Consider the following 12,244-nt stretch of genomic DNA (forward strand, 5'->3'; position numbering starts at 1 on the left):
TTGTCATCTTTCTCAAAGATTAATCGAAATTTCGAAACACAGTGACATCGAAGTGTCAGACTACCCGGTTACGCCAATTGAGCGCGTCCGCGTCAAACGACAGAGTCATCGCATGATCGAGAACTACCAGGACCTTCCGCCGAAACTCTATGCCGGCGACATCGACGAATGCTTCGAGTTTCTCGATGCACGCCGCGCCGCCGACAGCAATAGCGCCGATTATTGGCATTGGCGCGCGGTAACGTACTTGCGCGCGCAGCAATTCGACAAGGCGCTCGACATTTGCTTTTACCTGACGCGCGAGTCGGATGTCTTCGGCTACCAGATTCACTGTCTCGCCGATGCCTGCTCCCATTTGGGGCTCAAGGAAACGGCGCTCACCGCAATCGACTATTTCGGGAAAAAGCCGACGACGCCGGCCATCGGCGCGTTTTTGTGGCGCGTCTACGGCTGGCACTATCTCGGCGAGGATCAACGCGTGCTCGATTTGAGCGCGGATGGCGTCGACGAGCATTCAGTCTACGTGCTCGGTCATCACCAGGCACGCAGCCAGATGCGGCTGCAAGGCATTGAGCACGGCGTTGCGGCGATGCATCGATGGTGGTCGTCGCCAGAAGCGCGGCGCGCGCTCTTTCCACATGTGAATCTCGACGGATACTGGAGCGGCCAGCGTGAATTGCCCGCGCGTATTACCGTCAAGTCGATTGCATCCGGTTACGGGGATCTCATTCAATGGGTGCGCTATCTAGGCGCGCTGGAAGTCATGGGAGTGAAAGTCGAGTATGAAGACAGCCGGTTCAGGCTCGTCATACCCGAATCCGAACACGAGGCGCTTGCTGCCGCGATGCGCGCGGCCGGCTTCACACGCGCATCGACGGAAGGCGACATGTGGACCGATCCCTTCGCGCTCTTCACGTCCCTCTTCCCGGCGCTCGGCCATATGCCGTTCGGGCGCTATATCGAGCCCGCAGAGCCGGATGCGGCCGACGCCATTCTCGACACGATCTGGCATCGCGCGCGCGGCAGGCGCTGCGTCGGCATCTTCTGGTCGTCGTCCGAATCGCCGGACAATTTTGGTCATCGGAGCCTATGTTTGCCCGATCTCGACGCGCTGTTCGACCACTCCGGCGACATCTACTGGGTGATCATGCAGCGCGGCTTCGAGCGCAAGCGTTGGCTGGAGGACCCGCGTTCACGCAATCTCAACCGTTTCACGACGCTCGATTCCAACACGGCTTTCGCGCAATCCATCGCCCTGCTCGACCGGCTCGATGCGTTCGCCGGCAACGATGGCAGCCTGGCGCACATTGCGGGCGCGCTCGGCAAACGCAATTACTTGCTGCTCAATCAGGTCGCTGAATGGCGGTACGAGAGCGATCCGGCGGTAACGAAGTGGTATCCGGCCACGCGGCTCGTACGCGCCAACGAGTTGGGGGGATGGCGTGGCTTGGCGGATAACCTGGGACGTCTGTTGAATGCGGATGCGCGCTGATTTGCGCATCAAGCGAAGCGCAGCGCCAACGTCTGCGGCACGGGACTGCGCCGGGTAAGCGCGCAAGCGGGCATTTCTTCGCTGGTTCCGCGAACGTACGTTTCCAGCTGCTCGATCGCGAACTGCTGTTCATCGATCAACTGCCGCACCATGTCGCCGATGGAAACAATCCCCATCAGCCGGCCGCATTCGATCACCGGCAAATGACGGACATGGCGCGTGGTCATGAGCGCCATGCATTCGTCGGTGCTCGTGCGCAGGCTCACCGACAACACGGGCGCGCTCATGATTTCGCACACGGTCGTATTGCGTGATGCCTTGTCCTGCAAGATGACTTTGCGCGCGTAGTCGCGCTCGGTGACGATCCCGCACACCGTGCCGTCCGCGCGCCCTCCCACCGTGACCACGACGGCACCAACGCCGGCCTTCGACATCAGCACGACCGCATCGAACACGCTCGCTTCGACGTCGATGGTATGCACCATGTCATCGCTCTTGGCCTTGAGTACTTGCTTTACCGTTGCCATGCTTGATCTCCTTCGCGCAGCGCGCGGTTGGGTCGGATTGCCTGAAAAGTTGGAACGACGGGTTCAGCCGAAGTCGAACAGATCGCCAAGAAACGACTTCTTCTTGCGTGAATGTCCATAGTTCGAGTGCGAGTCGCCATAGCGATGGTCGTCATAGCGCGGTCGCACGCGATGGTCGCGATCGTCGTCCTTGTCGCGCCACGCTTTGCGCCCTGCCGTTTGCTGCGGCGAGACCTGTTCGTCGCGCTGAATGAGCCGGTCGAGCTCGCCGCGATCGAGCCACACGCCCCGACAGGACGGGCAATAATCGATTTCAATGCTCTCGCGCGAGGTCATCAGGAGATCCGCCGCGGGACACACGGGGCATTTCATGTCGAATCCTTTCTTTTTGCTTACGATGACCCAAGCCTATCGCAGCATTCGACATTGAAAAACGTAACTTTCCAGAGGTGTCGGTTCGTAAAAACCGAAGTGACGCTCTTTTTCAAGCGCCTGGCGAAGCGCACCACGCGCGCCACATCTGCCGATACGCCGCTTCCAGATTACGCGTGAAGCGCGGTGCATCCATCATCGGTGAGCGTTCGAGCCTTGCGCGCAGCGTCGAGCGCAACTCGGTCAAACGCGGCAGATCGTTGGCGAGGCGAGTCACGACATCGACGTACGCCGCGTCGTCATGAACCACGAGCTCGCCGATGCCGAGATTCATCAGCAGGCTCAGACCCGCGCGGCTGACCGACGTGTCGCCCGCGCGCGATGGCACGGGCACGCCCATCCACAGGGCGTCGAGGCTAGTCGTGTGGCCGTTGTACGGATAGGTGTCGAGGCCGATATCGATTGATTGATAGGTCCGCAGATAATCGACGCGCGACTGATATCCCACGTACAGAACGCGCGACAGATCGACGCCCAACGCGCCGAGACGCTCACTGAAACGTTCGCGCGGGCCCGGACCGGCTAGCAGAATGAAGCGCGCATTGGGCACGGCGGCGAGTATTGCCGCCCACATGCGCAACGTGCGCTCGGACGCCTTGCACGGATTATTCAGGCATCCGAATGTAACGTGACCGTTGCGCCACGCTGGCAATGCATTCACGTCCGGTGCATTCGGCGACGTGACGCGCGGATCGAAACACCAGAACGTCTCGGGCAACCACACGGTCTCTTCGCTATAACGATCCGCGAGATCGGCCGTGTCGCGCGGATCGATCCACGGGTCGGTCAGGCGATAGCGGATGGCGCTGCTGCCCGTCGTGCCCGGATACGCGAGCCATTGCACTTGCGCAGGCGCCGGTCGGCGTGCGAACAATAATGGCCGGCCGCGCGACATGTGCATCGTCAGATCGACCAATACGTCGATGCCATCGTCGCGAACGAGTTGCGCCAATTGCTCGTCGTCGAGCGCGTGAACGTCTCGCCAGGTATCGGCCATCGGACGGATCAGGTGTGTTATCGCGTCGGGCGTTTTAACGCTGGAATAACAAAAGATGTGGTACGCCGCGTGATCGTGTTGCGCGAAGACCGGCGCGGTGAACATGGCCTGGCAGTGTCCGTCGAAGTCTGGCGCGACGTAGCCAATTTTGAGCCGTCGCTCAGAATCGCGATTGTTGGTATGGACGATGTCATGGCGAAGCAGCGGCGCTTCGTGTCGCGCGGCGAAGCGCAAACATTCTTCGAAAATTTCGCGTGGCGTTTCCGCGTGATAGGTCAGCGCGTAGTTGAGATTTCGATGCACACATTCATCGTTCGGTCCGCAATAGACGGCGCGACGGAAGCTTTGGATTGCCTCTTCCATTGCGCCCATATCCTTGAGTACGCCGGCGAGGTTATTATGAGCCTCGGGAATATCGTCTCGGATTGCAATCGACCGGCGCAGGATTGATTCAGCCTCTTCAAGGCGACCGAGGCTTTGCAAAATGCGGCCAAGGTTGTTATGCGCTTCGACGTGATCCGAACAGCATTCTATTGCCCGGCGATATGTCCGTTCAGCGTCGATTAGGCGATCTTGATGACCGTAAAGTATGCCGAGGTTGTAGTGGATATCGGCAGCATCGGGCGCCAGAATCAACGCCTTGCGATATTCAGTCTCGGCATCGCAAAGGCGCTCCAGCTTTTGAAGCGTATAACCGAGTGTGGTTCTTGCCTGTATGTTATCCGGCTCCAGAATGAGAACTCGACGATATATGCGTTCCGCATCCTCCAACGAATCGAGTGTGTGGTAGGCATTGGCCAGCCCCATAAGCGCATTCGCGTCGTCTGGACAAATCGACAATGCCGCGAGAAATACCGCTTGCGCTTCTTGCACGCGTTGCAGCTTATGTAAAACCGCGCCGAGACCGACGTGTGCCTCCGAGTAGTCTCGTCGGAGTTCGACGGCGCGCCGGTAAAACGCCTCAGCTTGCGCAAAGTCTTTCAGATCGTTCAAAACCTGAGCGAGATTAAAATTTGCTTCAGCAAAATCAGGGCGACACGCCACGGCTTGCCGCAAAGCCGCCTCCGCTTCCACGAGGCGTCCTGATTCACGCAATAAATTACCCAGATTGTTGAATGCGTCCGCGTAATTTCCTCTAGCAGCAATTGCGCGTTGAAAGGCAATTTCAGCCTCAGCCAATCGACTTTGAATCTTCAAAAGATTCGCGAGATTGAAATGTGCGTCCGCAAAATCGGCGCGCGCGGCGCACGCCTGACGAAGCGCGGCCTCTGCCTCCACAAGACGTCCCTTTTTGACAAGCAGATTACCGAGATTGTAATGAGCCTCCGCGAAATCAGGACGAATGGCAATCGCCTCGCGATAGACAGTTTCCGCATCTTCCAATCTTCCTCGCAGCATCAGCAAATTACCGAGGTTGGCATATCCGCCGGCGTATTGAGGGTCTTGCGCTACCGCACGACGCCAATGCGACTCGGCCTCGTCGAGTCGATTCAGCCGATAGCAACACACCGCGGCGAGATTCAGCGCTTCGATATCCGCGTACGGCTGATTTATTTGATATTCCAGCGCTTCAAGCGCTTCAACGAACCGCTCGCTGGAGTAAAACGCCGCTGCTGCGCCGTATGAATCGGATTTGGCGGACATGATTCGGGCACGCAAAAGAAAATGGACCCAAAGATAACAAACCACCGGTCCGAATTCGTCAATAACTATAAAGAAACGTCCTCGCCTGCAAAGCGATTCCCCTACTCACGCCCCCTCCTGGTGCGCCGCCCCTCGCTCCTTCGACTTGCGATCCATCTCAAAACCCCGCAAGCTCTCGCCTGAGCGCGAACCAACGCCGCGCATTGTCCAGAACCCGAGGCGCCCATGTCCGATAAATCGATGAGTGAAGAACGCAACGGCTCCGACACGCCCGACCTCCTCTATCTGCTTCAAGGCGCGGACGATTTCAGCCACTTCGTCTTCCCCGATAGCGAAGCGCTTTTCAAGAGTCTTGCGCGACGGCAAGCACCGCACACGCTTTTCATCACGTGCGCGGACTCGCGTGTGTCGCCCGAGATGATCACGCAGACGCGGCCCGGCGAGCTCTTCGTGTGCCGCAACATCGGCAATATCGTGCCGGCTTATGGGGAGATGCTCGGCGGCGTGTCGGCGGTAGTCGAATACGCGGTGCTCGCATTGAACGTGCGGCAGATCGTGATCTGCGGCCATTCCGACTGCGGCGCGATGAAGGGCCTCGCCTCGGGCGCAACCATCGCCGATGAAATGGCTACGGTGCACGCGTGGTTACGCAACGCAGAAGCGGCGCGCAGTGTGGTACGGGCGCGAAAGCTGGAACACGAGCGCATGGTTCAGGCGATGGTCGAAGAAAACATCCGCCTTCAACTTACGCATTTGCGTACGCATCCGGCAGTCGCGGGACGGCTCGCGCTTGGCCAGCTTCAAGTGCAGGGTTGGGTATACGACATCGGGCAGGGAAAGGTATCGATCTTCGACGAACACGGGGGCGGCTTCCAGTCGATTGCCGAAGCGCGCTTGCGCCTGTTACGCGAACAGGCGCGTTGAAAATACATGAGAATGGCGGCGTCAATATAGGGCTGACGCCGCAACGAACGATTACTGCACGCCCTTCTTCGACGCGAGATCCTGAGCCATCTTCAAGTGATCCTGGATCGTCGGCAACGCCTTTTGCGCCGCTTCCTTCAGCTTCGCGTTCTGGCCGCCGTCTGCTTCCTTCTGGAATAGCGCCACTGCCTCCTGGTGGCCCTGCACGCCAACCTTCTGGATATATGCGGTATCGAATGCCTTGCCGTGCAATGCCTTGAGCGAATCGATCGCGGAAGTATCCGAATTGTCCTTGGGCACGGTCACGCCTTTGGGCGCCGCCATTTTTAGCTGCACGGTCAGCTTGGTATGGTCGACGATCATATGACGCGCGAAGCTCTTCACGTCTTTGTCCTGCGAGCGCGTCTGAGCAAGCTTGGCGGCATCGATTTCCGTCGATCCCGAAGACGACGCGCCCTGCACGAAATCCTTGTCCGGTTGCGTAAGGTCGTTGGCAAGCGTGGTGCTGGCAGCTTCGGTCTGTGCAAAGCTCGCGATTGGCGCGGCTGCTGCAAGCGCGGTGACGATCATAACGATATTGCGTTTCATGTGGCCTCCTGTGGCGATTGGTGCTACCTGTTGTCAGCAATGCAGGTGCCACTCAATGTTTTTCTGGCAGATTCGAGAATGCGCGAAGCGGAATGTCGCTTGCTCGAACTTGATAAACTGGTCGTTCATTCCATCTTCTGCCCGATAGAAGCCATGCCTGTCTACGATTACGAATGCGCCGACTGCGGCACTTTCGAAGCAAATCGCCGTATCGCCGAACGCGATGAACCCGCAGCCTGTCCACGCTGCGGTGAAACCAGCGCGCGCGTCACCATCGGCGCGCCATCGCTTGGACGCGGCGGTAACGGCGGCGCCAACGTGAGCGAAGATTCGGGGAGCTACGGCATGCGCCATCGCGGCGGTTGTGCGTGTTGTGGCTGATCGATGCACGCGTGTCCACATGCGTTCGGGCACGGCCATTGCAAAAGCACGAACCCGTGGCGGGCGGCGTATGATGCACGGGACAGGCGCGTAGTTGTGCAGCTTGAGTCGAGTACCAGCGTCATTGCCGTTGCGCGACCTGAAGCGTGGATCACGAGCATTGCGGTCCACGTGCCTCAAACGAACAACCGGAGGTAATAAGGATGACGATAGAGTTCAGTGGGCGGCGTCACGTCGTGGCGGCAGCGCGAGTTGCGTTCGAAGCCAATGTAGATGGACGTGAAGTCTGGTGCAGCGTCTCTCTCGATGCGCTCAACGATCACTTCGGCGATACCGGCACCTCTTCCCATGCCATCCTCAGCGCGTTCGAAGGCGGACGCGTTGAAATCGAAGATTCAGCGCGGCGAGCGCTCGAACGCAATCACGGCCAGTCCGTGGAACTCGAAACCGGCGACTTCAGGAACAGCACGAAGCAATAGCAAAACGCGTACGCGTTGCATCGGGGCGGCGCCGCCGCCTCGGTGAACGAATCGACGCTCGATGCACTTATCAGTGCACGTAAAAACGCGTCACTGCATCGAAAAGACGCCACACGGGGCACGGCATTCTGAAGAATCCGTCATAGCCGGCGCTCAACAAAACGTCGCGTGGGTCGCTGCTCTCCTCGGCCGCGAACGCAATCAACATCTGATCCAGCGATGCCTCCCTGCCACATTCGCGCAACGCGCGTACAAGTGCATGGTCGTGCTTTGCCAGCACCTCGTGCGCCTCGTTCACGCGTGTATCGATGAACAATACCTGCGGCCGCCACATGTGAGCGAAATGAAGCGCGCTTTGCGCATCCGCGATCTGCACGGCATCGAAGCCACGCATGGCGAGCATCATCGCGAAAGATTCGCCGACATCGGACTCGGAATGCACGAACATTACGCGTCGTGGATCGCTTTCCACGGCGGTACGCTGATTCCATATTTCGCTGCGCCCGGGGCGCGTGTTGAAGGGTCGTCGGTTCATGTGGGAATGACGCAATGATAAGCACCGCGCCATTTGCGTGATTTAGCAAGGACGAGGCCCGCACTTCGACAAAAGTTCAGCGGGCGGCCAGCAAGCCGACGATCAGTCCACCAATTGCCGCAAGTGCTATCGACTTCCACGGGTTGTAGTGCACGTAATCGTCGGCGCCTTCGGTGACATCGCGATAGCGCATCGCAACGACGTCCTTGGCGCGCCGCCCATGCTCGATGAACTTGTTCTTGGCCGCCTGCGGATGAAACCGGCTACCTAGATGCTGCGCCGTGACTGCTGCGGGCTGCGCGAGCACGGCCGGACTGTCGCCGCCTTCCAGCACGCTGCCATGCACGTGCCGCGACGGATGCGACGGATGCGCCGCGTGCGCCGGTTTGTGCGGCGCGCCGGGCGAGAGTGGAATCACGCCCTGATGCTGTTCGAGACCGGGCGTGAGCGCGGACCCGAGTGCGCCCTGCACGCGCCTTTGCCGAAGCGGCAGCGATTCGCCCGATGCCGCAACTCCCTTCTTGTTGCCGTTTGCATTGTCCATGGCGCTCTCCTTTTTACGTCGTCCCACCAAGTCATCAAGCCTGTCATGACGCCCATGTCACCCTTACGCAAGAGTCGCACCGAATGGGCGCCGCGGCAACTCGCTCCTGACGATATGGCGCCACGCGATATCGAATCAATCGCAATCTGGCTCACATATCCGTGAGAATTGCTCGTTTGCGACGCCCACACGGCCAGCCTACGATTCGGCGAACAAGAACGAAGCGTTTATCGGTAATGCGGGCTTGATGCTGCATGATTCGTTTCACGCCGCGCGGAAGCATCCGCCCAACAAGCGCCGATACCATGGCTTCGCTCTTCCCTCCTCTTGCGAAGCCCGCCATGAATCCCGTCAATCTGGTCCAGTTGTTCATCCTTGCCGCGCTGTGGGGCGGTTCGTTCCTTTTCATTCGTATCGGCGTAACGGATTTCGGCGTGGCGCCGTTGATGGCCTTGCGCGTCGGCATCGGCGCAGTGTTTTTGTTTGCGGTGCTCATGCTTCGCGGCCGCATGCGTCAGGCACTCACCACGATGCGCGAGCGCGCATGGCCGCTTCTGATGGTCGGCATTCTCAACTCGGCCGCGCCGTTTTGCCTTTTCGCCTATGCGGAGTTGACGCTGTCGGCTGGCGTCACTTCCGTCATCAACGCGACCACGCCGCTGTGGGGCGCGCTCGTCGCCTACATCTGGCTCGACGATCGCCTGAGCAAGCTACGCATCGCGGGACTCGCCATCGGCTTTGCGGGCGTGCTCGCGCTGGTTTGGGATCAGATGTTCGTCCACGATGCCGGCGCCGCGCCCGTTGCACCGCTCGCCACTGCGCTCGCCGCCCTGGCCGCACTGGGCGCGACATTGTTCTATGGGATCGCCGCCAGTTACACCAAGCGGCATCTCATGGGTGTCGATTCGTTGATCGTCGCGACAGGCACCATGAGCGCCGCGACGCTCGTCCTGCTGCCGTTTGCGCTGTTCTGGTGGCCGACAGCGAGCGTGTCGACGCACGCGTGGGGCGCGGTGCTCGGATTGGGCGTGGCATGCACAGGCGTCGCTTACATGCTGTTCTTCCATTTGATCGCCGTGGCTGGGCCCGCTCGCGCGATTACCGTGACCTTCGTCATTCCAATCTTCGGAATTCTGTGGGGCGCGCTATTTCTCGCCGAACGTGTATCGGTCGGGATGGCGGTGGCGTGCGGAATCGTGCTGATCGGGACAGGGCTTGCAACGGGCGTGGTCAAGCGCGTTGCGTGGCCGCGCGCACGACGCGCAGCCGCGGCGAAGCAGTGACGCCAGGAGCGCGTGGCTTTACCGCCAGAGATGGACGAGCGGGCCATCTTCGCCGGCCACGGGATCGTCATGGGGAAACGGCAACGCTTCCATCGCTTGTCGTTCCGCCTCGCTGATGCCTTCGCGGCGGATGTCCCACTGCTGTCCCGGCGGATAGGCGCCCACCACTTGAAAGCGCCGACCACTCGTCAAAAGACAGTGCCCGGTGCCGGCGGGAAGAACGATGGCATCGCCCGCGCGGATCGCGATGACTCGGCCTTTCGGCCCGCCGATGATCAATTCCGCCTCGCCCGAGATCACGCCGAGCGCTTCGTGCGCGGTCGAGTGAAAGTGGTGATAGTCGAAGACCCCGTCGCGCCATTGCGGCGGCCAGCCGTTTTGCTGAAACAGAGATTCGAAACGGCCGGCGATGTCGAACTCGCGCGAGTCGATTGCATTACGCCAGACGAGAACCGGCAAGCGCGTGTTATTCGGTACCCAGCCGTTTGGCGCCAGCATGAAAGATTCGCAGCGCGCGTTGGCGGAAAGTGAGGTTTTGGTTTCATGGGACATGACGTGATCCTCCGGGTCTGACGACGGAGGAGCAACGTGTGTTCCAACGAAGTCACGGCGTCTCCTGCCGCCCTCACAACCATCACGCATCAATGCCCGTGCCAATGCCCATAACCGCCCACGCCGATCCCCACTGAAACCGCCGGCGCCGCGTAATAACCGGGGCCGTAGGCATAGCCATACGCCGGTGCATAGCCGTAAGCGGGCGCAGGCGCATAGCCGTAAGGCGGCGCATAGATGCAGCCGCCAAGCCCCGCCGCGATGACTATCGCAGTTGCAGTCGCGAGCGTTCGAACCGCACCTCGCTTACCCTGTTGTCGATTAATGTTTTTCATGATCGATGCGACTCCCCGTTCGTCCCCGCCTACCAGCGGCGATATCCATATCCACCGTGATGCGCGTACCAGTCACGCCGGTTCCAGTACCGATAGCCGTCCCAATACCGGTCGCCATGCCATCCGACGATGACAGCAGGGCCAGGCGCGACCACGACGGGCGCCGGTTGATAAGCGACCACGGGCGGCGATTGATACACGACCGGAGGCGGCGGAGGCGGCGCGGCATAAACCGGCGCGGCGGGCGCCACATATACGGGCGGAGGCGGCGCATAGACCGGCACCGGTACACCCAGATTGACGCCGACGCTCACACCCGCCAGCGCCGATCCACAAGCAAGCCCCGCACAAGACGCGATACCCAGTCCGATGAGACTCTTCACGTTCATGTTTTCCTCGTCCGAAGCGACCGCGCATCGCAGCCATGAATCCATGTTAGCGACGCCTTCGCAGGCTTGAGTTACAAGCGCTGTAACAGATGTGAACACTGAAATGAAGCTTGCAGTGCCCTGTTGAACCCGTCAGCGGGTTGCGCGCTCGTATCGTGCATGGGATATTTCCGGCTCGATAAAAAGGATGCCGGCCAATGGACCTCTTGCGCAGCATGCGAATCTTTGTCCGGGTAGCCGAGGCGGCAAGCTTTACCGTCGCCGCGCAGCACATGGACATTACGACCGCGCAAGCGTCGCGCGCGATCACCGAACTCGAGTCGCATCTGCGCACGCGTCTTTTGAATCGCACGACGCGCCGCGTCGCATTGACCGATGCTGGGAATCGCTATCTGGCGCGCTGCAAGGAAGTGATCTCGCTGGTCGACCTCTCTGAAGCGGAAGCCAGCGACGCGCAAGTGTCGCCAAGCGGCGTGTTGCGCATGCACGCGCCGATCACCTTCGGTCATCACTATGTCGTGCCGGCGCTTTCTCAGTATTTGGAAGAGCATCCGCTCGTGCGCGTCGAGTTGACCTTGTCGCAGCAGGTTCCGGACATGCTCGACGAAGGCTACGACGTCTTCCTGCAGGTCACGAGTTCGACGCTGCCCGACTCCGCGCTCGTCTCCACGCGTATTTGCACGATGCCGAGCGTGCTGTGCGCATCGCCGAACTATTTGCGGCGGGCCGGCATGCCGATGACCGTGGAAGATCTTTCGAAGCACGCGTGCCTTCAACTCGTCACGACATTCTTTCCGGTGGATCGATGGACGTTCGAAGGCGCGCAAGGAAAAGTCGATGTCGAACTTCCGCCTGGCCGCCTTCGCGTGAATTCCGCCGATGCACTCGCCGTCGCGGTGGCCAATGGTCTGGGTATCGCGCCTTTGCCGATGTTGTCTGCCCTGCCCTCGCTTTCGAATGGCGCGCTGGTGCGCGTGCTGCCGGACTGGGAACTGCAAAAGATGACGGTGTATGCAATGTACGCTTCGCGCCAATACCTCGATGCGAAGATCAAGACTTGGGTAGCGTTTCTGCGTGATTACGTCGAGACCAAACTTGAAGCTAGCTTTGGAGAACGGTACGACGTCGACAGTTGAATGTGG

General features: G+C 60.1%; 15 protein-coding genes. 6 read left to right on the forward strand and 9 right to left on the reverse strand.

Annotated features, from left to right (window positions below; genetic code table 11):
* Nucleotides 1-112: 112 nt before the first annotated feature.
* Nucleotides 113-1,492, forward strand: a complete 1,380-nt coding sequence (locus tag QCE79_RS06880) for a hypothetical protein (RefSeq protein ID WP_309842936.1) — start codon at nucleotides 113-115, stop codon at nucleotides 1,490-1,492.
* Nucleotides 1,493-1,500: 8 nt separating this feature from the next.
* Here QCE79_RS06880 and QCE79_RS06885 read toward each other — a convergent pair whose 3' ends face one another.
* From QCE79_RS06885 to QCE79_RS06895, 3 genes are all read right to left on the reverse strand, one after another.
* Nucleotides 1,501-2,019: a CBS domain-containing protein gene (locus tag QCE79_RS06885; protein ID WP_309842938.1), complete on the reverse strand. Its 519-nt coding sequence runs from the start codon at nucleotides 2,017-2,019 to the stop codon at nucleotides 1,501-1,503.
* Between the two features lie 63 nt (nucleotides 2,020-2,082).
* Nucleotides 2,083-2,391 carry a zf-TFIIB domain-containing protein gene (locus tag QCE79_RS06890; RefSeq protein ID WP_309842939.1) on the reverse strand — a complete coding sequence of 103 codons (309 nt, stop codon included), beginning with the start codon at nucleotides 2,389-2,391 and terminating at the stop codon, nucleotides 2,083-2,085.
* A 112-nt stretch (nucleotides 2,392-2,503) separates the two neighbouring features.
* Nucleotides 2,504-5,092 carry a tetratricopeptide repeat protein gene (locus tag QCE79_RS06895; protein WP_404989151.1) on the reverse strand — a complete coding sequence of 863 codons (2,589 nt, stop codon included), beginning with the start codon at nucleotides 5,090-5,092 and terminating at the stop codon, nucleotides 2,504-2,506.
* 225 nt (nucleotides 5,093-5,317) lie between these two features.
* Here QCE79_RS06895 and QCE79_RS06905 point away from each other — a divergent pair, with 225 nt between their 5' ends.
* On the forward strand, nucleotides 5,318-6,016 hold the full coding sequence (locus tag QCE79_RS06905; RefSeq protein WP_309842943.1) for a carbonic anhydrase: 699 nt from the start codon (nucleotides 5,318-5,320) through the stop codon (nucleotides 6,014-6,016).
* 51 nt (nucleotides 6,017-6,067) lie between these two features.
* Here QCE79_RS06905 and QCE79_RS06910 read toward each other — a convergent pair whose 3' ends face one another.
* Nucleotides 6,068-6,604 (reverse strand): DUF4142 domain-containing protein, encoded by a 537-nt coding sequence (locus tag QCE79_RS06910; RefSeq protein WP_309842945.1) that lies wholly within the window; start codon nucleotides 6,602-6,604, stop codon nucleotides 6,068-6,070.
* A 153-nt stretch (nucleotides 6,605-6,757) separates the two neighbouring features.
* Between QCE79_RS06910 and QCE79_RS06915 the strand changes: the two genes are divergently transcribed.
* Entirely contained in the window at nucleotides 6,758-6,985 is a 228-nt protein-coding gene (locus QCE79_RS06915; RefSeq protein WP_309845228.1) for a zinc ribbon domain-containing protein, read from the forward strand.
* A 203-nt stretch (nucleotides 6,986-7,188) separates the two neighbouring features.
* Nucleotides 7,189-7,464, forward strand: coding sequence for a DUF1488 domain-containing protein (locus tag QCE79_RS06920; RefSeq protein WP_309842947.1), 276 nt, complete (start codon nucleotides 7,189-7,191; stop codon nucleotides 7,462-7,464).
* Nucleotides 7,465-7,534: 70 nt separating this feature from the next.
* Here the strand turns inward: QCE79_RS06920 and QCE79_RS06925 are convergent, their stop codons facing one another.
* On the reverse strand, nucleotides 7,535-7,999 hold the full coding sequence (locus tag QCE79_RS06925; protein ID WP_309842949.1) for a response regulator: 465 nt from the start codon (nucleotides 7,997-7,999) through the stop codon (nucleotides 7,535-7,537).
* 76 nt (nucleotides 8,000-8,075) lie between these two features.
* Nucleotides 8,076-8,543, reverse strand: a complete 468-nt coding sequence (locus QCE79_RS06930) for a glycine zipper domain-containing protein (RefSeq protein WP_309842950.1) — start codon at nucleotides 8,541-8,543, stop codon at nucleotides 8,076-8,078.
* Between the two features lie 341 nt (nucleotides 8,544-8,884).
* On the opposite strand from QCE79_RS06930, the gene QCE79_RS06935 reads away from it, so the two are divergent.
* Entirely contained in the window at nucleotides 8,885-9,826 is a 942-nt protein-coding gene (locus QCE79_RS06935; RefSeq protein ID WP_309845229.1) for a DMT family transporter, read from the forward strand.
* A gap of 18 nt (nucleotides 9,827-9,844) precedes the next feature.
* Here QCE79_RS06935 and QCE79_RS06940 read toward each other — a convergent pair whose 3' ends face one another.
* The 3 genes from QCE79_RS06940 to QCE79_RS06950 all read right to left on the reverse strand — a co-directional run bounded on the left by QCE79_RS06940 (nucleotide 9,845) and on the right by QCE79_RS06950 (nucleotide 11,102).
* Nucleotides 9,845-10,378, reverse strand: coding sequence for a cupin domain-containing protein (locus QCE79_RS06940; RefSeq protein WP_309842952.1), 534 nt, complete (start codon nucleotides 10,376-10,378; stop codon nucleotides 9,845-9,847).
* 89 nt (nucleotides 10,379-10,467) lie between these two features.
* Nucleotides 10,468-10,713, reverse strand: a complete 246-nt coding sequence (locus QCE79_RS06945) for a hypothetical protein (protein WP_309842955.1) — start codon at nucleotides 10,711-10,713, stop codon at nucleotides 10,468-10,470.
* Between the two features lie 29 nt (nucleotides 10,714-10,742).
* Nucleotides 10,743-11,102, reverse strand: coding sequence for a hypothetical protein (locus QCE79_RS06950; protein ID WP_250464706.1), 360 nt, complete (start codon nucleotides 11,100-11,102; stop codon nucleotides 10,743-10,745).
* A 197-nt stretch (nucleotides 11,103-11,299) separates the two neighbouring features.
* On the opposite strand from QCE79_RS06950, the gene QCE79_RS06955 reads away from it, so the two are divergent.
* Nucleotides 11,300-12,238, forward strand: a complete 939-nt coding sequence (locus QCE79_RS06955; RefSeq protein WP_250508980.1) for a LysR family transcriptional regulator — start codon at nucleotides 11,300-11,302, stop codon at nucleotides 12,236-12,238.
* Nucleotides 12,239-12,244: the final 6 nt, after the last annotated feature.

This window comes from Caballeronia sp. LZ003, assembly GCF_031451465.1.
In the GTDB taxonomy this organism is placed as follows: Bacteria; Pseudomonadota; Gammaproteobacteria; order Burkholderiales; family Burkholderiaceae; genus Caballeronia.